General features: G+C 63.9%; 16 protein-coding genes. 10 read left to right on the top strand and 6 right to left on the bottom strand.

What is annotated here, in order from left to right; translation table 11 throughout:
• The first annotated feature begins 80 nt into the window (after window positions 1-80).
• From AC1VVK_RS22205 to AC1VVK_RS22190, 4 genes are all read left to right on the top strand, one after another.
• Window positions 81-1,355 carry an MFS transporter gene (locus tag AC1VVK_RS22205; RefSeq protein WP_482905360.1) on the top strand — a complete coding sequence of 425 codons (1,275 nt, stop codon included), beginning with the start codon at window positions 81-83 and terminating at the stop codon, window positions 1,353-1,355.
• Window positions 1,356-1,627: 272 nt separating this feature from the next.
• A complete protein-coding gene (locus AC1VVK_RS22200) occupies window positions 1,628-1,936 on the top strand; it encodes a hypothetical protein (protein WP_482905359.1) in 309 nt (102 codons plus the stop codon).
• Window positions 1,933-4,788 carry a response regulator gene (locus AC1VVK_RS22195; protein ID WP_482905358.1) on the top strand — a complete coding sequence of 952 codons (2,856 nt, stop codon included), beginning with the start codon at window positions 1,933-1,935 and terminating at the stop codon, window positions 4,786-4,788. The genes AC1VVK_RS22200 and AC1VVK_RS22195 overlap by 4 nt, the downstream gene beginning before the upstream one ends.
• Window positions 4,785-5,717 carry a diguanylate cyclase gene (locus AC1VVK_RS22190; protein ID WP_482905357.1) on the top strand — a complete coding sequence of 311 codons (933 nt, stop codon included), beginning with the start codon at window positions 4,785-4,787 and terminating at the stop codon, window positions 5,715-5,717. The genes AC1VVK_RS22195 and AC1VVK_RS22190 overlap by 4 nt, the downstream gene beginning before the upstream one ends.
• 108 nt (window positions 5,718-5,825) lie before the next feature.
• Here the strand turns inward: AC1VVK_RS22190 and AC1VVK_RS22185 are convergent, their stop codons facing one another.
• The 3 genes from AC1VVK_RS22185 to AC1VVK_RS22175 all read right to left on the bottom strand — a co-directional run bounded on the left by AC1VVK_RS22185 (window position 5,826) and on the right by AC1VVK_RS22175 (window position 9,105).
• Window positions 5,826-6,065: a hypothetical protein gene (locus AC1VVK_RS22185; protein WP_132386185.1), complete on the bottom strand. Its 240-nt coding sequence runs from the start codon at window positions 6,063-6,065 to the stop codon at window positions 5,826-5,828.
• A gap of 332 nt (window positions 6,066-6,397) precedes the next feature.
• Window positions 6,398-8,620: a fused MFS/spermidine synthase gene (locus tag AC1VVK_RS22180; RefSeq protein WP_482905356.1), complete on the bottom strand. Its 2,223-nt coding sequence runs from the start codon at window positions 8,618-8,620 to the stop codon at window positions 6,398-6,400.
• A 188-nt stretch (window positions 8,621-8,808) separates the two neighbouring features.
• Entirely contained in the window at window positions 8,809-9,105 is a 297-nt protein-coding gene (locus AC1VVK_RS22175) for a hypothetical protein (RefSeq protein WP_482905355.1), read from the bottom strand.
• A 248-nt stretch (window positions 9,106-9,353) separates the two neighbouring features.
• On the opposite strand from AC1VVK_RS22175, the gene AC1VVK_RS22170 reads away from it, so the two are divergent.
• Window positions 9,354-11,684 carry a TonB-dependent receptor gene (locus tag AC1VVK_RS22170; RefSeq protein ID WP_482905354.1) on the top strand — a complete coding sequence of 777 codons (2,331 nt, stop codon included), beginning with the start codon at window positions 9,354-9,356 and terminating at the stop codon, window positions 11,682-11,684.
• Window positions 11,685-11,735: 51 nt separating this feature from the next.
• On the opposite strand, the gene AC1VVK_RS22165 is transcribed toward AC1VVK_RS22170, so the two are convergent.
• Together AC1VVK_RS22165 and AC1VVK_RS22160 are read right to left on the bottom strand one after the other, a co-directional pair.
• Window positions 11,736-12,908, bottom strand: coding sequence for an MFS transporter (locus AC1VVK_RS22165; protein WP_482905353.1), 1,173 nt, complete (start codon window positions 12,906-12,908; stop codon window positions 11,736-11,738).
• 15 nt (window positions 12,909-12,923) lie between these two features.
• Window positions 12,924-13,958, bottom strand: a complete 1,035-nt coding sequence (locus AC1VVK_RS22160; RefSeq protein WP_482905352.1) for an aldo/keto reductase — start codon at window positions 13,956-13,958, stop codon at window positions 12,924-12,926.
• Window positions 13,959-14,070: 112 nt separating this feature from the next.
• Here AC1VVK_RS22160 and AC1VVK_RS22155 point away from each other — a divergent pair, with 112 nt between their 5' ends.
• The 4 genes from AC1VVK_RS22155 (at window position 14,071) to AC1VVK_RS22140 (ending at window position 19,845) form a co-directional block, all read left to right on the top strand.
• Entirely contained in the window at window positions 14,071-14,952 is an 882-nt protein-coding gene (locus AC1VVK_RS22155; protein WP_482905351.1) for a LysR family transcriptional regulator, read from the top strand.
• 304 nt (window positions 14,953-15,256) lie between these two features.
• Window positions 15,257-17,686 carry a glucose/quinate/shikimate family membrane-bound PQQ-dependent dehydrogenase gene (locus AC1VVK_RS22150; protein WP_482905350.1) on the top strand — a complete coding sequence of 810 codons (2,430 nt, stop codon included), beginning with the start codon at window positions 15,257-15,259 and terminating at the stop codon, window positions 17,684-17,686.
• A gap of 109 nt (window positions 17,687-17,795) precedes the next feature.
• The gene (locus AC1VVK_RS22145; RefSeq protein ID WP_482905349.1) at window positions 17,796-19,148 is read left to right on the top strand and encodes a carbohydrate porin; all 1,353 of its coding nucleotides are present in this window, start codon (window positions 17,796-17,798) and stop codon (window positions 19,146-19,148) included.
• A gap of 76 nt (window positions 19,149-19,224) precedes the next feature.
• A complete protein-coding gene (locus AC1VVK_RS22140) occupies window positions 19,225-19,845 on the top strand; it encodes a TetR family transcriptional regulator (protein ID WP_482905348.1) in 621 nt (206 codons plus the stop codon).
• Between the two features lie 3 nt (window positions 19,846-19,848).
• Here the strand turns inward: AC1VVK_RS22140 and AC1VVK_RS22135 are convergent, their stop codons facing one another.
• Entirely contained in the window at window positions 19,849-20,310 is a 462-nt protein-coding gene (locus tag AC1VVK_RS22135) for a MarR family winged helix-turn-helix transcriptional regulator (RefSeq protein WP_482905347.1), read from the bottom strand.
• 128 nt (window positions 20,311-20,438) lie between these two features.
• On the opposite strand from AC1VVK_RS22135, the gene AC1VVK_RS22130 reads away from it, so the two are divergent.
• The gene (locus AC1VVK_RS22130; protein ID WP_132386175.1) at window positions 20,439-20,867 is read left to right on the top strand and encodes an organic hydroperoxide resistance protein; all 429 of its coding nucleotides are present in this window, start codon (window positions 20,439-20,441) and stop codon (window positions 20,865-20,867) included.
• The last annotated feature ends 36 nt before the right edge of the window (window positions 20,868-20,903 follow it).

Raw genomic sequence — 20,903 nt, 5'->3', positions numbered from 1 at the left:
TTGCTTTTCGCACCCCCGTGCTTGTCAGCCCCGGCATTCGCTGCCAGCGGCGATGCGAACCCGCTCTGGCCGGAGAGAGCATGAATCAGCCAAGGCATCCCTTCTCATTCCCAGCCTTCCGGCTGTTCTGGGTGGCGCGGCTTTGCACGACCATGGCGCAGGGCGGGATGGTCGTCGTGCTGGGCTGGCAGGTCTACGAAGTCGCCCGCGCCACGCGCAGCATCAAAGAGGCGGCGTTCCAGCTCGGCATAGTCGGACTGGTACAGTTCATTCCGCTGTTTCTGCTGGTACTCGTGACCGGATGGACCGCCGATCATATCGACCGGCGCGTAATCGCGCGCCTGTGTAGCGTGGTTCAGCTCGGCTGCGCGCTACTGCTTGGCTGGCTCAACACCGGCCATGCGAGTGCCGGTCACGGGGTGACACTGGGCGCGCTGTTCGCCGTGGCGGCAACGTTCGGGATCGTCAGAGCCTTTGCAGGCCCCGCACTCAACGCCCTTGCGCCAGATCTGGTCCCGGCCGACGTCTTGCCGAGAGCGATTGCCACCAATGCCATCGCCAGTCGCCTTGGTGCGATCATCGGTCCGGCCTCGGTCGGCTTTCTTTATGCTGCCGGGCCGGTGCTGCCCTATGCGGTGGCCGCCGGACTCTTCACGCTCTGCCTCGGCTGCCTGATGGCGATCGCGCCGGTGCCGCGATCGAAGCGAAACGCCGCGCTCAATCCATGGCAGCAGATGATCGAGGGCGTGGCCTATGTTCGCTATCATCCGCTGATCCTCGGCGCCATTTCGCTGGACCTGATGGCGGTGCTGCTGGGCGGTGCGACGGCTCTTCTGCCGGTCTTCGCGCATGATATCCTCATGATCGGCCCCAGCGGGCTCGGGACCTTGCGTGCTGCGCCTGCCCTCGGCGCGATGCTCTCGGCGTTCTGGTTCTCATGGCGGCCGCTCGACCGTGGGGTCGGGATCAAGATGCTGGCGGCCGTCGCGGTTTACGGCGTGGCGATCGTCGGCTTCGGGGTCTCGCGGTGGTTGCCGCTCTCCCTGCTGTGCCTGACCGTATCGGGTGCGGCGGACATGTTCTCGGTCTATGTGCGCCAATCGCTGATCCAGCTTTCCACCCCGCAGGATATGCGGGGCAGGGTAGGGGCCGTCTCATCCCTGTTCATTTCCGCATCGAACGAACTGGGCGAAGCGGAATCCGGTTTCGTGGCGGCGCTGATCGGCCCCGTCGCCACGGTGATCGTGGGCGGTTTCGGAGCAATCGCGGTCACGATGATCTGGTCCCGGCTGTTTCCGGCCTTGCGGCAGGCACACAGCTTTGACATCCGCCCGTTCGAGCCGGCGCGCAAATAGGCCGTGGATAAAATCGGCTGCGACAAGACTAGCCGCCGCTGTACGGCCCGCGCTTCTGCGGCAAGCCCGCGTTTGGGCTTGCAAATCAAAAGTGTTTCCTGCCGACCGCTTAGGTCGCGGCTACACTATATTTACGATTGAAACACCGCTACTTAGCTAAGCTTGCACACCTGTGGGGGGTGATGGGTGCCATGCTATTGCAAACGCAAGGAAATCAGGTTGGGGGTGAGTCCCACGCAAATAGCCGGCGGCACGCGCGGGCGCGTGATCTGTTGCCTGCGATGATCATGCTCTGCCTGCTGGTGGCGGGTTTGCTCGTCGCCTCGCTCGCCAGTACGGAGAAGGGCGACGGCTATCTCGTCGTGGCGCCGCCGGGCTGGACGCTCGGACACACGACAGGATTGATCCGCGCCTCGGGTGGCCGGTTGGTGCGGCCGGGCGGCTTCTCCAACATCGTCATCGCCGCGTCGACTGACCCCCGCTTTGGCCGGGCGCTGAAACGTGCGGGCGCCGTATTTGTCCGGCGGGTGCCGGGTCCGCTGGGCTGCGCCGCTCCCCAAAAGCCGAGTACCGCGACATGACAGACGAGATCGCCGCGCTTCGCACCAGGTTCGGGCGCTTCCTGGTCGTCCTGCTCTGGCTCCATGTTCCGCTGCTGGTCACGGTGGCGCTAATTCAGGGCGAATCGCTTCTCAACGCCGCGCTGGCCGGTGTGTTGCTTGCGGGCTCCTACCATCTCATGTGGGCACTGAACGGGCCCGCACCGGCCACACGCTACCTTTCCGCCGTCGCGTTGATGGGCGAGGTCGCCTTGCTGCTGTTCTTGATGCGGGGTCATCCCTGGCAGATGGACATGCACATGTACTTCTTCGCGATGCTGGCGCTGACCATCGCCTGGCTTGATCGCGAGACCATTCTTGTGGCCGCCTTCGCCATCGGGCTGCATCACCTGCTGCTGTTGTTCCTGCTGCCCTATGCGGTGTTCCCGCAGGAAGGAACGCTAGAGCGCGTGCTGTTCCATGCCGGAATCGTGGCGTTCCAGACAGCGGTGCTGATCTGGCTCAACGGCATGCTGGTGGCCAGTTTCGAGCGTATCGGCCGCATGAGCAGCGAGATCCTCCAGAAGAATGCGGCGCTTGAAGCACGCACACGTGAGGCCGAGGAGGCGACGCGTGTGAAAAGCATGTTCCTTGCGAACATGAGCCACGAAATTCGCACGCCGATGAACGCAATCCTTGGCTATGGCCACCTGATCGGCCTTACCGGCCTCGACGATCGCCAGCGCGACTTCGTGGACAAGATCAAGGGCGCGGGCTCCTCGCTGCTGCGGCTGATCAACGACATCCTCGACTTCTCGAAGAACGAGGCGGGCAAGCTGGTGCTGGAAATGCAAGACTTCGACTTGCGCGCGACGATTGCCGAGCAGGTCCAGTTGGTCGCTTTCGAGGCGCAGGCGAAAGGCGTGCGCCTTTTCTCGCACATCGCACCGGACGTGCCGCAGGCAGTCTGCGGCGATCCCCTGCGGATTGCGCAAGTTGCGCTCAATCTGCTGAGCAACGCTGTCAAGTTCTCGGTGGGCGGGCGCGTCGAGGTCAGCGTCTATGTGGTCGAGCGCGAGGGCAAGCACGCCATGCTCGAACTCGTCGTTGCCGACGACGGCATCGGGATGAGCGCCGAGCAACAGGCCGCACTCTACCGGCCCTTCTCGCAGGCGGACAATTCGACGACGCGCCGCTTCGGGGGCACCGGCCTTGGCCTCGCGATCTGCAAGCAAATCCTCGAACAGATGGGCGGCTCGATCGCCGTCGCCAGCGCACCGGGCAAGGGCAGCACCTTCACTTGCCGGTTCGAGGTGGCGGAAGCCGGTGCGATTCCCGCGAGCAGGGTGGTATCCTTCGAGCAGATCCGCGACTTGCGCGTGCTGGCGGTCGACGACAATTCGGCCTCGCGCGAAATCGTCGAAGGTATATTCGGCCATTGGGGTATGAATATCGACCTGGCCGCTTCCGGCGAGGAAGCCCTGGCTGCCTGCACGGCCGCGTGCGGCAAGGGCGACCCGTTCGATCTTGTCCTGATCGACTGGAAGATGCCGGGAATGGACGGCCTCACGCTCGCCCGCATCCTTCAGGAACGCGGCGTGGAAGTGCCCCCGCCGCTTACGCTTATCCTTACGGCCTATAGTGTCGACGAAGCGCTGGCCGAAGCGCAGGGGATCGCCATCTCTGCCGTGCTGGCCAAGCCGATCGATCCGCAAGCCCTGCTGGAAACGATTACCCTGCTTTTCGCCGGGGAAGAGCCGGCCCCAATGAAGCCCGCGCCTCCGGCAGCTCCTGTGCAGGCGCAAGTGCAGCCGCACTTGCGCGGCCAGCGCGTGCTGGTAGCGGAGGACAACGAAATCAACCTCGAAATCGCGACCGAACTGCTCACCCAGGCCGGGCTCATCGTCGATCCGGCGATCAATGGGCGAATGGCCTGCGATCTCATCAGTGCGCGGGGCGACAGCTACGCGGGCATTCTGATGGACGTGCAAATGCCGGAGATGGACGGGCTGGAGGCAACCCGCCGGATCCGCGAGACATGGCCGCGCGGGACGCTGCCGATACTGGCCATGACCGCGCATGCCTTCGATGAGGAGAAGCGCAAGTGCTTCGAGGCTGGAATGGACGATCATATCGCCAAGCCGGTCTCACCTGCCGCCCTCGTGGCGCTGCTCGACCGCTGGCTCAAGCCTGTGGGGGCTGCGCCGGCCAAAGCGCCGGAAGCGGATGCCCGCCGGACGGACGCTGAGGCTGTACTGCCGGAGCAACTCGCGCCATTCGATCTTCCCGCCGCGCTGGAGCGGGTCGGCGGCAAGGCCGCGCTGCTGCGCCGCCTGATCGTCAGTTTCGGCCGCGATTATGGTGCCGTGCCGACGAACTTGCGCAGCGCGCTCTCTCGCGACGAGCCGTGGGAGGCCCGCCGGATCGCCCACGGTCTGCGCAGCGTGGCCGGGGCTCTTGGCCTCCATACGGTACAATCCTGCGCCTCGGAGATTGAACGCTTGTTCGAAGCGGATGACATCGCGTCCGTACCCGCCGAAATTGATGCGCTCGACGCGGCATTGCAGCCTGCCATTGCCGCCGCACGGGGTCTTGATGGCCAATCCGGCGAAGACCGCACCGAAGCTTCCGCTGCCGATCCCGAACGCGCGGCACGTGCGCTCGCGGAATTGCGCGGATTGCTGCTGCGCCGCAGCCTTCGGGCGCGCGACGCCTATGAGGAATTCGCGCGGGCCTCAGGCCTGCTGGAAGCCGAACGGCAGAATCACCCACTCTGTCATGCCTTGCAGCGGCTTGACTATGTAGCTGCATTGGAACTTGTCGACCGCATCGACGACCGTGCTGACATTCAGCCGGTGACCTCCGATCCTGTCGCAATAAGGAATATTCCGTGACCAAGGCGACGATCCTGATTGTCGATGACGATGTCGCAAATATCGAAATCATGAATGCCGCGCTGGAGGACGACTACGACGTGTGCTTCGCCAGTTCGGGCGAGGATGCGCTGGATGTTGCGCGCGCCGTGCAGCCGGACCTGGTTTTGTTGGACGTGGTCATGCCGGGCATCGACGGGTTCGAGGCCTGCCGCAAGTTCAAGACTGATCCCCTGCTGGCCGATGTGCCAGTGATCTTCACGACTGGGCTTGGCGATACCGAGGCTGAAATGCGCGGGCTGTCGCTCGGCGCAATCGATTACATCACCAAACCGGTGCAGCCTGCGCTGCTGCGCGCGCGTGTGGCCAACCACGTTGAACTCAAGCGCATGCGCGACCGGCTTGCGCAAATGGCGGTTACCGACGCACTGACCGGGCTGAACAATCGCCGCCACCTTGAAATAGACCTTGCCGCCGATTGCGGACGACTGTCACGGAGCGACGAATGGCTGTCGGTCATCATGGTCGACATCGATTTCTTCAAGCAGTTCAATGACACTTACGGGCATCAGGCCGGCGACAGGTGCATCATGATGATCGCCTCGGCACTGACCCGGGCGATCCGCAACCTGAGTGGTGACCTGAACGGCAAGGCGGCCCGCTATGGCGGCGAGGAATTCCTCTGCGCGCTGCCGGGCGCAGACCCGGTGTCGGCAGGCGAAGTGGCGCTGGAAATCAAGCGGCAGGTCGATGCCCTTTGCATCCCGCACAAGACCTCGCGGATCGGCCCGCAAGTAACGGTGAGCATCGGCGTCGCTTGTGCGCGCTGCCGGGACGGCATGACTCCGGACCACTGGATCGCAGCAGCCGACGCGCAGCTTTACAAGAGCAAGTCGTACGGCCGAGACCGGGTTACGCTGGACTGTTTCGAGGGCGCAGCCTCGCACTGATGCGCAAATGGCCCGGCAGAGCGGGCCAGTACCGGCGGCGGCACGAATGCGGAAGTTCGCGCCGCCGCCGGCGTCTCTGAGAAAGCCCCTTCTGAGAAGGGCCCCGGATCAGGCGGTTGGCGGATAAGGGTGGCGGCCGAAGACCCACTTGGGCGCGTCGTTGGAGGTGCGGAACGGGTCTATGAGTAGTACCTTGGCCTCGTGACCGGCCATGCCGGCCTGATGGGCGATGTCGATCGCCCGGTTCAGCGCCGCCTTCATATCGGCGAACACTGCAAGGGCAACGCCGTGGAGAGTGACTGTCCAGCGATCGCCCTGCGGCAGGACGTGATAATCGTTCTGTTCCATGCGCCGTATCTCCTCTCTCTTTGCAATTGTCGTGAAACGGATGCCGCGAGACGGGTGGGCCTGAATTTGTATCGTCAGGCCGCAAAGCTCTGCCTTGGCGGCGGGATTTCTGTAATCGGCTTGCGTGCTGTCGAGGTCGACCCGCACCGGATAATCGCTACTTCGCGGCCACTTCATCTTGCGGCCGGGGCGGCGGGAAACTCACCGCTCTATATTCTCAACCATACTAGTGGACAAAGTCCTGTCAATGCGATTCGGCGCGGCTTTCGCGGCTCGTCGCTTGCGCGGCACTGGTTGTCTGCCGGCCGTGTTCGGCAGGCGACAATGTGCCATCAGAAACTGCCAAGCCGGTCCCAGCGGATGAAGGGGAGGATTGACGCATGGTCATCCGTCCATGGCCGCGCCGCGTGCTCGTTCAGCACGGTCCATGGCGCATCCGGTCTGTGCCGCGCCAGTGCATCCAGTACCGCGCCATCGCGGGAAAGGGCGATCCAGCGCGACGGCGTGTAGCGGTCGGTGTCAGCCGGAATGTCGAGCCGCGAGAGGGCCGCCAAACCGGCATCGCGGGCATTGGCGCCGACCACCGGGGCCAGATCGATGTAGCGATTCGAGATATGAAGCATGAGCAGCCCGCGCGGACTCAGTGCCTTGAGGTAGACCTGTAGTGCCTCACGCGTCAGCAGATGCATCGGAATCGCGTCGGAAGAGAACGCGTCAATCACCAGCACGTCGAACGAGGCCGGCGGCAGTTTCGCAAGTTCCAGCCGAGCATCGCCGATGACGACGCGGGCGTCAGGCGTGCAATCGCGGAGGAACGTGAAGCGGCCGGAGGTCGAGAAACGCAGGACCACCGGATCGATCTCGAAGAAGGTCCAGTGCTGACCCGGCTGCGATCGACAGGCGAGTGAGCCGGTGCCAAGCCCCACCACGCCGACGCGGGCGTGCGGCCCCTGAAGCGCTGGGGTCGCGGCAAGCGCCAGTGACACGCCGGAACCGGGGCCGTAATAGGTCAGCGCGTCATGCGCGTGCGCGGGATCGAGCGATTGCTCGCCGTGCAGCGTGGTGCCGTGCGCGAGCGTGCGGAGCCTCTCGTCCTGCCGGTCGTGCACGGTATAGATGCCGAAATAGCTGCGCGTACGGTCTCCCGCGAGCGTCGCGCGGATCGTCCAGATGCCGCCCTGCGCAACCATCGCCGTGGCCAGCACGGCAAGGAACGCGCCGCGCCACGCCATGACCATAAGACCGGTGCCCACCAGAAACACCGTCAGCATCGTTGCGATCAGCACGTCATCGGGGCGCAGCGCATACTGGTCCAACTGCCACGCCAGAAACGCTGCGAAGGCGAGCAACAGGCCGAGCGCGATGCGCAAGGGGCCGGAATCGATGCTCTCACTCTCGCTCCAGCGCAGCAGCGGCTCAAGCGGCATCAGCAGCGCGGCGGCCAGCACCAGCAAGGGGTGCTCCCAGGCCCAGTCGAACACCATCGGTGCGAGCAGCGCCGTGAACAATCCGCCCAGCGCGCCGCCCGCCGAAAGCGCGAGATAGAACCGTGTGAGATGGGCCGGGCCCGGTCGCAAGTCGTAAAGGCGCGCATGCAGGGCCGTCGCCACGCAGAACAGCAAGAGGCAAGTCGCCCCGGCCATCCACAGTCCGCCCGACCCGTTTGACACCATCGCGTAGCTGCCCGCGAAGAGCACGACGACGGGCGCGCACCGGCTCACCGCATGGGCCGGTGCGCGCCGATCGGCAAAGGCGAGGACGAAGCTCAGCAGATAGAGGCCGAGCGGGATCACCCAGAGGAGCGGCATCGCGAAGATATCGGTCGTGAGGTGGGTTGTGGTGGACAGCATCAGCCCCGAGGGCACGGCGGAGAGCATCAGCCACAGGACCACGGTGCGCCAGCCGATCGGCGCCTCTTCAGGCGCCTCGACACTCGCGGCGCGCTGATCGGGCAGGGCATATCGGCTCGCGGCGGCGAGCGCGACGAGCAGGACCAGCAGCACGAATCCGGCCGTCCATGCAATGCTCTGCTGGCGCAAGCTCAACAGGGGCTCGGCGAGCAGCGGATAGGCAAGAAGCCCCGCAAAACTGCCCAGATTCGAGGCCGCATAGAGCGCCCAAGGCTCGCCCGCACGCGGATCCGCGGCGAACCAACGCTGCATCAGCGGCGCCTGTGCCGATACGGCGAAGAATACCGGGCCGATCGACAGGCCGAGCAAAAGCGGCACCCACAATTCCTCGGGAAGCCCGGCAATCCGCGTCATGCCGGTCAGCCCGGCCGGCAGCGTCAGGCCTGCCAGTATCAGCAGCGAAAGGTGCACTGCCGCCTGCCTGCGCAGCGACAGTCTGCCAAGCCAGTGGGCATAGGCATATCCCGCCAGGAGCAGCGCCTGATAGACCAGCATGGCGCTGTTCCAGACGTTCGGCGCGCCGCCGAGACGCGGCAATGCCATGCGGGCGATCATGGGCTGAACGAGGAAGAGCAGGAAGCTCCCGACAAGGATCGTGGCGACGAACAGACCGCGAGCGGGGCCGCGAAAACCGGCTGCACTCATGACGCGGTGCCAGGCCGGCACGCAGATTCAAGGCGGAGTTGGGCGGGGGGAGCCATCAACAGCCTCTATCGCATTGCTTGATCTCGATAAAGAAGTGCCTCGCCCGGAATGTCCAAAAATCAGGATGAGACTTGGTGAACCACGGTAAGGTGCAGGCTCTCCAACGCTGAGAAACGGTTATTCATTCGCTACGATCGCCGCCTTCCCGCGAACGTCGCGAGAAGACAGGTCGCTGCGACCGGGCCGATCCAGTCGACCCACTGATCGAGCTTGGGCCAGACGCGCAAGTCGAGCGGCCCCCACCAGGGCATGTTGGCCCTCAAGCCATGGCCATAGAGTTCGATCCAACGGTACTCCGCCTGTGCGATCTCGCGGCCGATGAAGTAACCCGAAGCCAAGGCCGCGCCGGTCCACCAACTGCCGGTGAGACGCGCGATGATCACCTGCAGGATCAGGGCGGCGACCGCGTGTTCGAAATAGTTCATTTTCGGCAGTTCCCTTGGCATCCGATGAAAGGGGGATGTGACTGAAACGAGATAAAGTCGACGCAACACTGTCGTACTGATGCATTGCTCAAGTCATATTTTTAAATTTCCCTGTGTTGCCCCCATGCAACCCCATCCTGTAAAAATGAAATACCATCCGTTTTCGTGAAAATGACATGGGATTGTCATCGGTATGTCGCCGAACAGGTGGAATTCCCCCGTCGGTTTCAGGGTGGAGTTCTCTCTCAATGAAGACGGTTCACGTATCTCGCCTGCTTGCGGCAGGCGTCTCGTTTCTTGCCTGCGCCGTTGCCATGCCTGCCTTTGCGGCGGACAATAATGCGGCCGACGCTCCCGCAGATCCTTCCGGAGATGGCGCCGCCACAGGCTCCACGGGTGAGATTGTCGTCCTCGGTTTCGGCGAAACCCGCCAAACGCAGACTGTCAATGCACAGGATATCGCGTTGCTGACACCGGGCACTTCGCCGCTCAAGGCAATCGCCAAATTGCCCGGTGTCAACTTCCAGTCGGCCGATGCCTTCGGCAGCTATGAATGGTCGGCCCGCATCTCGCTGCGCGGCTTCAACCAGAACCAGTTGGGCTTCACGCTCGACGGCGTGCCGCTGGGCGACATGAGCTACGGTAATTATAACGGGCTCCACATAAGCCGCGCCATCATCTCCGAAAACCTCGGCAACGTCACTGTCAGCCAGGGCGCCGGTGCGCTGGGCACGGCCTCCACCTCCAATCTGGGGGGCACGCTGCTGTTCAACTCGCGCGATCCGGGCCATGATCTCGATGTCGTCGCCAGCGCAACCTACGGCAGCGAGGATACCGTGCGCGCCTTCATTCGCGGAGAAACCGGCGACATGGGCCCGTTCCGCGCCTACGTTTCCTATGCCCACATGGACGCTGGCAAGTGGAAGGGTGATGGCGCCCAGAAGCAGGATCAGGTCAATGCGAAGCTGGTGGGCGACCTTGGCGCCGGACGCCTCACCGCCTGGGTGAACTATTCGGACCGCCGCGAGAACGACTATCAGGATCTGTCCAAGGCGATGATCGATCGCCTCGGCTACAAGTGGGACAATTTCGCGCCCGACTGGAAGGCGGCCTATTCCACGGCCGCGGTGTATCAGAACCAGCTCGCCGCCGCTGCCGGCACGGCACTGCCTTTCCCGATGTACGGCACCGCCTTCACTGCGCCGATCGAAACCGTTGACGATGCCTACTACAATGCCGCCGGCCTGCGCCGGGACTGGCTGGGCAGCGTCAAGTTCGAGACCCCGGTTGATCGGCCGCTGCGTTTCTCGCTGCAATCGTACTACCACAACAACCATGGTCAGGGCCTCTGGTGGACGCCCTATTTGCCGAGCCCGACCGGCGCGCCGCTTTCGGTGCGCACGACCGAATACGACATCAAGCGCGCTGGCGCGATCGCGACGCTGAACTGGGATGTCAGCTTCAACAAGCTGGAGCTGGGCGCCTGGTATGAGGGCAACAATTTCCGTCAGGCCCGCCGCTACTACGCGCTGGACAATACGCTCGACGGCAGCTCGCGGGATTCGCTGGAATTCCAGTCCGACCCGTTCGCTACGCAGTGGGATTACAAGTTCCAGACCAACACGTTCGTCTACCACGTGTCCGACACAATCGACGTGGGTGATGCGCTGACCATCAGCGGTGGCTGGAAGGGCATCGACGTTGTCAACAAGGCCAATCCGATCGTCCAGTCGAGCTATCCCTCGGGCCGGATCAAGGCCAACGACATGTTCCTGCCGCAAATCGGCGCGGTCTACCGGGTATCGTCGAAGGCCGAACTCTTTGCCAGCTACACCGAAAACATGCGCGCCTTCGTTTCTGCGGTGACATCGGGTCCGTTCTCGACCACGCAGGCCGGTTTCGACGAAATCAGTGGCACGCTGAAGCCGGAAACCTCGCAAACCGTCGAAGGCGGCGCGCGCTTCCGCTCAGGTCCGTTCCAGGGATCGCTCGCGGGCTACTACGTGGACTTCAAGAACCGCCTGCTGGCGATCAGCTCCGGTCCCGGCATCGTCGGCAGCCCGAGCATTCTGGCCAACGTCGGCTCGGTTCAGACGTACGGCTTCGAAGCTGCGGCAACGGTGCAACTGCCCGCCGGTTTCAGCGCCACGGCGTCCTACGCCTACAACGTCTCGGAATATCAGGATGACGTTGTCGACGGGACCGGCGCCGTCGTGAATACCGAGGGCAAGACCGTGCCCGACAGCCCGCGCCACATCGCCTCGGCCGAACTCGCCTATACCGGCGATATCTTGTTCGGCCGCATCGGCGGCAATTACATGTCGAAGCGCTACTACAGCTATACCAACGACGTTTCGGTGGGCGGCCGCTTCCTGCTCGATGCGTCGCTTGGTGCCAAAGTGCCGGAGGGACATGGCTATCTCTCGGGCGTCGCTCTCGAAGTCTCGGTGAGCAATCTGACCGACAAGAAGTACGTCTCGACGGTGGGCTCGAACGGCTTCACCAACAGCGGGGATTCGCAGACCCTGCTGACCGGCGCGCCGCGGCAGTGGTTTGTTACCCTGCGCCGCGGTTTCTAAACGCGGCGTGGAACTGAGCCCGTCCCCAAGGTGGGGGCGGGCTCAAGATCCTCAGGCGCTGTACAGCGGTTCTGCTGGTGCGGGGGTTCTGCGAACCGTCAGGACAACGGCAACCAGTCCGACGAACGAAGTTGCCGCTCCCGCCAGTGCCACGGCCGGAAAGCCAAGGCCCGCCGCGATCACGCCGCCGCCCAGCGCCGCGCCAATCGCGTTACCGAGATTGAATGCACCTATATTGACCGACGACGCCAGGTTGGGCGCGTCCGCCGCAGCGGTCATGACGCGGACTTGCAAGGGCGGCACCAGCGCAAAGCTGGCCACGCCCCAGAGGAACACCAGCACGGCAGTCGGCGCAGCGAAAGGCATTAGCAGCGCGAAGGCGACGAGGATCGCCGCAAGGCTCGCCAATGTCACCATCAAGGTCCGGTCCACCGAGCGGTCGGCGAAACGCCCGCCAAGCCAGTTGCCCACCGTCAGCCCCAGGCCATATGTCACGAGCATGGCGGTGACGAAACCGAGCGAAGCATGGGTCGCCTCGCGCAAGATCGGCACGACATACGTGAAGACGGTGAACATTGCGCTCGATCCGACAACCGTCAGCGCCAGCGCGCCGAGAACCTTGCCCCGTGTCAGAACGCGCAGTTCCGCCATCGCATTGCCCCCTTGGGGCGCCGGCAGGGCGGGCAACGTCAGCCGTAGCGCCGCCATGGTGGCGAGGCCAAGGCCCGAAATGCCCCAGAAAGCCATACGCCAGCCAAGGTGCTCGCCCGCCCAGGTCGCCAGCGGCACGCCGATGACGTTGGCAATCGTGAGGCCCATGAACATGGCGGCAACGGCGCCCGCCTTGCGCTCCGGCAGCACGAGGCTGACTGCGACGACCGAGCCCACGCCGAAGAAGGCGCCGTGGTTGAACGACGTGACGATCCGCGCCACCAGCAGCATGGTGTAGCTGTCGGACATCGCCGCCAGCAGGTTCCCCAGCGTGAAGATGCCCGCCAATGCGATCAACAGCGTGCGGCGCGGCATTCGGCCGGTGGTGAGCGTCATCAGCGGTGCACCGACCATGACTCCGAGCGCATAGGCGCTGATGAGCAGCCCGGCCGTGGGGATCGAGATCCCCAGGCCGGTGGCGATGACCGGCAGCAGGCCCATCGGCGCGAACTCGGTGACGCCAATACCGAATGCGCCGACGGAAAGGGCCAGGAGCCCCGGATTGAGCTTCATGGGTTGCAGTCCTTGTCAGACCATCGCCGGGTTGAGACGGGCAAAGCCCGCCTGCTGGCGATAGGGAGTGTGCGGGTAGGGTGGGGCAACGTCGCTCGCGGCATCCAGCGTGGCGACTTGTGCCGCCGTCAACGCCCAGCCGACCGCGCCGAGATTGTCGCGCAGCTGCTCTTCGTTCCGCGCGCCGATAATCACCGACGAGACCGTCGGCCGCCGCAACAGCCAGTTGATCGCGACTTGCGGTACGGTCTTGCCGGTTTCCTCGGCAATGCTCTCCAGCGCGTCGATCACCCGGTAGAGGTGCTCCTCGGTCACCGGCGGGGCGAACTGTTCGGTATCATGCAGGCGGCTGCCGGCGGGGATCGGACGACCGCGACCGATCTTGCCCGTAAGGCGTCCCCAGCCGAGCGGGCTCCAGACCAAAGCCCCCACGCCCTGATCGGCGGCAAGCGGCATGAGGTCCCACTCATAGGCGCGGCCGATCAGCGAATAATAGACCTGATGCGCAGTCAGGCGCGGCCAGCCGTGGCGATCGGCCACACCTTGCGCCTTCATGATCTGCCAGCCGGGATAGTTGGAAACACCTGCGTAGCGCAGCTTGCCCGCTGCGATCAGCATGTCCAGCGTGCCCATCAGTTCCTCCACGGGAGTGGACGCATCGAAGGCGTGGAGCTGGAGCAGGTCGATATGATCGGCACCAAGACGCCGGAGGGAGGCATCTACCGCGCCAATCAGCCGGGAGCGCGAGGCGCCCCAGTCCTGCGGGCCGTCGCCCATCGGCAAGCCGGTTTTGGTTGAGATCAGCACCTGATCGCGGCGCCCCTTGATCGCTTCGCCGAGCACTTCCTCGGAGGCGCCGTTCGAATAGACATCGGCGGTATCGAACAGTGTTACGCCAGCCTCAAGGCAGATATCGATCAGGCGCCGCGCTTCCGCCGCGTCGCTACTTCCCCAGGCGCCGAACAGCGGCCCGCTGCCGCCGAAAGTGCCGGTGCCGAAACTCAGCGCCGGCACTCGCAGGCCCGACGAACCCAATTGGCGGTATTCCATGCTTGATCCTTCCGGTTACGCTTCGCCTGCATAAATGGAACACGCTATTGTGCAGCGTTAGCCCTCGCGAAGGGCAAGGTTCTTTGCTATCCACGCAAAGATGGATGACGGAATGGATCGCGCGCGGGCGCTGGAAGTGTTCGCGGCGGTAGTCGATCTGGGCAGTTTTTCCGCAGCGGGCCGCGTACTGGGGCTCACCCCTTCGGCTGTGAGCCGTCAGGTCGACCGTATCGAGGCGCGACTTGGTGTGCGGCTGCTGCTGCGCTCGACCCGGGCATTGGCGCTGACCAGCGAAGGTAGCGCCTATCTCCTCGCAGCGCGGCGCATCCTTGCAGACCTCAACGATTCCGAGCAGCAGATCGCCGATCAGGGCGCCCCGCGCGGGCGGCTGAGAGTCAGTGCAGCGCTGGCGCACGGTCGGCTCTGCGTGGTGCCGCTGCTTGGCGAATTCGCGCGCCGTTTTCCGCACATTCTGGTGGACATCGCGTTGACCGACGCGCTGGTCGACGTGGCGGCCGGGCAGGCCGATGTGGCGATCCGCTTCGGTCCGCTGCCCGACAGCGGCCTTACCGCGCGCAAGCTGGGCGAAACGCGGCGCGTCATTGTTGCTTCGCCCGACTATCTAGCCCGCGTTGGTACCCCGCGCGAGCCTGAGGATTTGCTGGACCACAATTGCCTGAGCTTCAACTTTCAGCGGGTGGAACCGGTCTGGCCGTTTCGGCGGGCTGGACGCGATTTCACCCTGTCGGTGAAGGGAACGATCGAGGCCAACAATGGCGAGACGCTGGGACAACTTGCCGAGCAAGGGGTGGGCATCACCCGTGTCGGTTGCTTCAGCGTCGCCGCGCAAATCGCGTCGGGCGATCTCGTTCCACTGCTGGAAGATTTCAATCCGGGTGATGTCGAGCAGATCCATGCTGTCTTCGTCGGCGGTGCAAATGTTCCCGCGCGTGTCCGCGTGTTCATCGATTTTCTTGCCGAAAATCTGCGCTGATTCAGGATTTTCCAGCGCGGCGGATCACTTGCGCAGCCGCGAGACTTTGCTGGCGACATTTGCAGGTATCTCAATAAACAAGAAAATTCGACAACGTCGGTGCTTGCGAGCGTGACGGACGTCTTTTTCGGCATGCCTGCGTGGCACGTCTTGCTCTCCATCGATCTATGTACTAGTTGGTACACAGATCGATGGAGAGCATTGCGAGCACTCCGTTTTCATGCATTCTCTGCGGACCTGACCGCTCCGGCTGTGCAAGCCCGGGCATGTTCGGCGCAATCGAAGACGATAAAGGAGGTGCCGAATGCCCGGCACGAACAACGCTATCGGCTTTCTAGCCAAGGTATGGCTGTGGCTGCTCGGGACAATCGTCCTGCTGGCGGGCCTTTTTTTCACCCTTGGCGGAGCGAAACTCGCCAGTCTTGGCGGCAGTCTTTACTTCGTGGTCGCCGGCATCGCGCTGCTGGTCTCCGGTTTCCTGATCTTCCGGCGCCGACCGGCCGGTGCGCTGCTCTTCGGGGCAACGTTCCTGCTGACAATCTGCTGGGCATTGTGGGAGGTGGGCTTTGCGTTCTGGCCGCTGATCTCGCGCCTATTGGCGATGGGTGTCGGCGCGACGGTGGTGGCGCTATCCTATCCTCTGCTGGTTCGCTCGGCCGGTCGCAGACCCTCGCGCGGTCCCGCACTTGGCGTGGCGGTTGTGCTGGCTCTCTGCTCGGCAATGGGCTTTGCCGCGATGTTCGTACCGCATCCCACTGTCGCTTTCACCGGGCAGGAGGGCGCGCTGATTCCGGTCGATCCGGCCCATGAGCAGAAGAACTGGGAAGCTTACGGCAATACCGGTGGCGGCAGCCGCTTCGTCGCTCTGGACCAGATCACGCGTGACAACGTGAAGGACCTGAAAGTGGCCTGGACCTACCGTACGGGTGACATGGCGGTGAGCGACGGCAACGGTGCCGAAGACCAAAACACGCCTCTGCAAGTGGGCGATACTGTCTTCGTCTGCACCCCGCACAACAACGTCATCGCGCTCGATGCCGACAGCGGCCGCGAAAAGTGGAAGACCATCATCAATGCACGCGCCTCGGTCTGGATGCGCTGCCGCGGGCTTGCCTATTTCGACGCCAAGGCGCCGATCCAGCAGCCGAACATGCCCGGTTCCACCCCGGTCACCGCCATCACCGTTCCTGAGGGCGCGCCATGCCAGCGCCGTATCCTGATGAACACGATCAACGCCGAACTGATTGCGCTCGACGCCGATACCGGGAAATTCTGCCCCGACTTCGGTACCGGCGGCCGTGTCGATCTGAAAGCCGGGCTCGGCAATGCGCCGGATCCGCAATACCAGCTCACTTCCGCGCCGACCCTTGCCGGGACTACCGTGGTCGTCGGCGGCCGCGTGGCGGACAATGTGCAAGTGGACATGCCCGGCGGCGTGATGCGCGGCTTTGACGTGATCACCGGCAAGCTGCGCTGGGCTTTCGACCCCGGCAATCCGGCAATCACCGGCATGCCCCCGGAAGGTCAGACCTACACCCGCTCGACCCCCAATGTCTGGGCCGCGATGTCCTACGATCCGGCCAGCAACACCGTGTTCATGCCGGTGGGCAGCCCCTCCGTCGATCTCTACGGGCAAACGCGAACCCCGCTCGATCACAAGTACGGTGCCTCGATGCTCGCGCTCGATGCGACGACGGGCAAGGAGAAGTGGCACTTCCAGACGGTGCACAACGATCTGTGGGACTTCGACGTGCCCATGCAACCGACCTTTTTCGACTTCTCCCAAGCTGATGGCAGGACTGTGCCCGCGCTGGTGTTCGGCACCAAGGCAGGCCAACTCTACGTGCTTGACCGCGCAACTGGCCGGCCGCTGACCGAAGTCGCGAACGTTGCAGTCAAACCCGCCAACATTCCGAACGAGCCCTATTCACTCACCCAGCCCAAGTCGGTCGGCATGCCGCAAATCGGCACTGGTCTGCTGACCGAGGCCGATATGTGGGGTGCGACGCCGTTCGACCAGTTGCTCTGCCGTATCGCCTTTAAGGGCATGCGGTATGAGGGCCTCTACACCGCGCCCGGCACGGACAAGTCGCTGAGCTTCCCGGGATCGCTGGGGGGCATGAACTGGGGCGGGCTCTCGATCGATCCCACCAGCAACACCATCTTCGCCAACGACATGCGTCTCGGCCTCTGGGTCCAGATGTTCCCGCAGACGGCGGAGCAGAAAGGCGCAGCGGGCAATGCTGGCGAAGCTGTCAATACCGGCATGGGCAGCGTTCCGCTGAAGGGCACGCCCTATTCGGTTATCAAGGACCGCTTCCTCTCCGCGCTGGGCGTGCCCTGCCAGAAACCGCCCTTCGGCACGCTGACGGCGATCGACATGAAGACTCGCCAGATCAAGTGGCAGGTCCCGGTCGGCACCGTGCGCGATACCGGCCCGATGGGCATCCGCATGGGCCTGCCGATCCCGGTCGGCCTGCCGACGCTCGGCGGTACATTGGCGACGCAGGGCGGTCTCGTCTTCATCGCAGGAACGCAGGATTACTATCTGCGCGCCTTCGATTCGGCGAACGGTAAGGAGATCTGGAAAGCCCGTCTGCCGGTTGGCAGCCAAGGCGGCCCGATGAGCTACAAGTCCCCGAAAACCGGTAAACAATATGTCGTGATCACCGCAGGCGGCGCGCGTCAGTCGCCCGACCGCGGCGACTACGTGATCGCTTACAAGCTACCCTGACGGTCAAGGTGGCGGAGTTGAGGCTCTGCCACCGTCCGTTGCCGCAAATCCCAAGCAAACCCCCGCGTTCCGGAAGGCGCGGGGACAGGAGCGGGCTTTGGCCCATTACATGACCAGATTGACCCGACTGGCCGGTTGCGGCCTGCTGATTGCGATTCCTCTCGTGGCCGGTGAGGCACGCGCCGAAGACACGACCGAACTAGCCGCAGAAAATCAGGCCCAGACTGTGGCTCAATCGGGGGCTCAACCAGGGCCTCAACCGGCCCCGCAAGCTGCCGGACCCGATACGCTCACCGGAGATTGGGGAGGGCTGCGCACGGACCTTGCCAATTCCGGCGTCACTTTCCGGGGCGACTACGTCTCGGAGTCGTTCGCGGCCGTCAAAGGCGGGCTGCGGCAGGGCACCGCTTATACGCAGCAGGTCCGCATGGGCGCGGATTTCGATATGGGCAGGATCGCGGGTTGGTCGGGCACGACTTTTCATTTCACCATCAATGACCGCCGGGGCGTCGGAATCTCGTCGGATTTCGTCGGAAACCGACTGCCAATTCAGGAGGCCTATGGCGGCCAGTATACCCGCCTTACCGAAGTCAGCGTGGAGCAGAGCCTGATCGGCGGCAAGCTCGACGTCAGAGCCGGCTTCTTTGCCATGGGGAACGACCTTGGCGGCATGGCGCTGGGCTGCAACTTCGTGAACGCGGCCTTCTGTGCGCACGCACTTTCGCTTTCGGGCAACAGCGGATGGTACAATTATCCCAACGCGCGCTGGGGAGCGACGATCCGCTACAAACTGCACCCGGATGTGACGATCCGCACAGGCGTCTATCAAGTGAACCCTCGCCTCAATGACGAGGACAATGCCTGGAACCCCTTCGCGGGTGGGACCATCGGCGTGTTGCTTCCGCTGGAGGTGGAATACGATCCCGGCGCGGCGGCAGGCAGCCGCGCGCTTCCGGGGCATTACAAGCTGGGCGTCTACTACGATACCTCACGCGTGGCGGAGCAAGGCAGCGATGGCACGGTCAAGGGCCGCTACGGCGTCTATCTCCTGGCTGACCAGATGATCTGGCGTGACGGGCAGGGGGGGCGGGGCCTCTCGATCTTCGGTCAATTCACGGCCAATCCCGAGATTTCCGCGCAGATCACGCGCTGGTATGCAAGCGGCTTCGTCAAGACCGGCACGTTCAAGGGACGTGACGCCGATACCGTGGCGCTTGGCTTCGTGCATGCCGTGGTCGATCCGCGCCTGCGCCGTCAGAATGTCGACATTGCCCCCATTCCGGGCAGCTATGCCTCGCTGCCCGCCGGAGAGACAGCAATCGAACTGAGCTACGGCATTCAGGCCGCCCGCTGGCTCTCGATCCGGCCTGACGTGCAGTACATCGTAGAGCCCGGCGCTTTCAGCTTCCGCTCGACGCCGAACGCGCTGGCACTGGGCTGTCAGGTGAAGATGCAGTTCTGACCACGTCTGCTAGAGCAACGCCTGTGGCGCAGCAATGCCGTTGCTCTCGCAGGCTTGACCGCTCATAGCGCAGGCGATGCAGGACACCGGGTTCACCGAGCGCAACCGGCGCGAAATCATCGCCATCGCAACCGCCCATTTCGCGGACAAGGGTTTCGCGGGCGCGCGCGTCGATGAGATCGCTGCGGCCACCGCGACATCCAAGCGGATGATCTACTATCATTTCGGCAGCAAGGAAGGGCTCTACCGGGCAGTCTTGACCGAGGCTTATCGCGGCATTCGCTCGGCCGAACTCGAGGCGGGGCTTGATGACATGTCGCCGCTGGCCGCGCTCGATCGGCTGACGGCGCTCACGTTCGACTATCACTTCCACCATCCCGAACTCGTCAGGCTAGTGATGGACGAGAACATGCGGCACGGCCCGCATATCGCCTCAGTCGTGGAGGCGCGGAACGAACTCGTGCTGCCCAAGACAGCGGCGCTGATTGCGCGGGGCGTTGCCGATGGCAGCTTCCGGTCAGGTATTGACCCGATCGATCTGCACATGACGATCAGCGCGCTGGCCTTTTACTTCATCTCCAACCGCTACACCTTCGGCGCGATTTTCGATGTCGACATGGCGAGTGAATCCGCTGCCGCGCGGCGCCGCGAACAGGCTGTCGCGATCGTTCGCGCCTATTGCCAGCGGCACCCGTAAAGGTCACCCCGAAGTTCGCAGGTTTCCACGCAGGACCTTCAGTTCCTCGTTCAGCCGGGAGAGTTGGGCTATCGAGAGCCCGGTCGCGGCGAGCACTTCCTGCGGCACACAGCGCGCTTCCTCCATGGTCTCGCGGCCCTTGTCGGTCAGCGCCACGCGCACCACGCGCTCATCCGCGCTGTCACGCGTGCGGGTCACGAAACCCGCCGCCTCGAGTCGCTTGATAAGCGGCGTGAGCGTATTCGATTCGAGAAAGAGACTCTCGCCCAGTTCGCTCACGGTCTGGCCATCGCGGCGGGTGAGGGCGATCAGAGCAAGGTACTGAAGATAGGTCAGGCCCAGCCGATCGAGTAGGGGCTTGTAGATGCGATTGAACGCAAGGCCGGTCGAATAGACGGAAAAGCACAGGAAATCCTCGAAGGGATCGCTGCGTGGGGGGGCGGTCGAGAGGGATGGCTGTGTCATGCAGCGAATATAAATCGCACGCGATTTAATCGCAAGGGTTGACACGATGCCGGTAGAGATGCATTTATATCGCACACGATTATTTCACTAACGACCCAATGTCCCCATCTCTTGGAAGGAAAATGAAGATGTCGATCACCCCGCTCTACAAGACCAGCGCCACGGCTACCGGGGGCCGCGACGGCCAGGCTGCCACGGATGACGGCAGCTTCGCCGTTACGCTCGGCACGGCGAAGGAACTCGGCGGCAATGGCGAGGGCAACAACCCCGAACAGCTCTTCGCCTCGGGCTACGCAGCCTGCTTCCTCGGCGCGATGAAGTTCGCCGCTGCGCAGGACAAGTCGCTGCCCCGCGTCCCTGCCGACGCCAGTGTCAACGTTACAATCGGCATCGGCCCGCGCAGCGACAAGGGTTTCGGCTTGACCGCCGAGCTGAAGGCCTCGCTTCCCGGCGTGGACCGCGCGGCCGCTGAAGCTCTGGTCGCCGAGGCCGACACGATCTGCCCCTATAGCCACGCCATTCGCGGCAATGTCGAAGTGGCGCTCTCGGTCGCCTGATCGGCGCCAATACGCAACGAAAATGGCGCGGCTCCA

The sequence above is a fragment of the Novosphingobium sp. BL-S-32 genome, assembly GCF_056857055.1.
Note: the sequence above shows the minus strand (reverse complement) of the source record. Positions and strands in the feature narration are given on the sequence as shown.

Excerpts from the sequence above, each read along its gene's own strand:
- AC1VVK_RS22205 (WP_482905360.1), top strand. The coding sequence starts at position 81 with ATGAATCAGCCAAGGCATCCCTTCTCATTCCCAGCCTTCCGGCTGTTC.
- AC1VVK_RS22195 (WP_482905358.1), top strand. The coding sequence starts at position 1,933 with ATGACAGACGAGATCGCCGCGCTTCGCACCAGGTTCGGGCGCTTCCTG.
- AC1VVK_RS22185 (WP_132386185.1), bottom strand. The coding sequence starts at position 6,065 with ATGGAACAGAACGATTATCACGTCCTGCCGCAGGGCGATCGCTGGACA.
- AC1VVK_RS22180 (WP_482905356.1), bottom strand. The coding sequence starts at position 8,620 with ATGAGTGCAGCCGGTTTTCGCGGCCCCGCTCGCGGTCTGTTCGTCGCC.
- AC1VVK_RS22175 (WP_482905355.1), bottom strand. The coding sequence starts at position 9,105 with ATGAACTATTTCGAACACGCGGTCGCCGCCCTGATCCTGCAGGTGATC.
- AC1VVK_RS22170 (WP_482905354.1), top strand. The coding sequence starts at position 9,354 with ATGAAGACGGTTCACGTATCTCGCCTGCTTGCGGCAGGCGTCTCGTTT.
- AC1VVK_RS22165 (WP_482905353.1), bottom strand. The coding sequence starts at position 12,908 with ATGAAGCTCAATCCGGGGCTCCTGGCCCTTTCCGTCGGCGCATTCGGT.
- AC1VVK_RS22160 (WP_482905352.1), bottom strand. The coding sequence starts at position 13,958 with ATGGAATACCGCCAATTGGGTTCGTCGGGCCTGCGAGTGCCGGCGCTG.
- AC1VVK_RS22155 (WP_482905351.1), top strand. The coding sequence starts at position 14,071 with ATGGATCGCGCGCGGGCGCTGGAAGTGTTCGCGGCGGTAGTCGATCTG.
- AC1VVK_RS22150 (WP_482905350.1), top strand. The coding sequence starts at position 15,257 with ATGCCCGGCACGAACAACGCTATCGGCTTTCTAGCCAAGGTATGGCTG.
- AC1VVK_RS22145 (WP_482905349.1), top strand. The coding sequence starts at position 17,796 with ATGACCAGATTGACCCGACTGGCCGGTTGCGGCCTGCTGATTGCGATT.
- AC1VVK_RS22140 (WP_482905348.1), top strand. The coding sequence starts at position 19,225 with ATGCAGGACACCGGGTTCACCGAGCGCAACCGGCGCGAAATCATCGCC.
- AC1VVK_RS22135 (WP_482905347.1), bottom strand. The coding sequence starts at position 20,310 with ATGACACAGCCATCCCTCTCGACCGCCCCCCCACGCAGCGATCCCTTC.
- AC1VVK_RS22130 (WP_132386175.1), top strand. The coding sequence starts at position 20,439 with ATGTCGATCACCCCGCTCTACAAGACCAGCGCCACGGCTACCGGGGGC.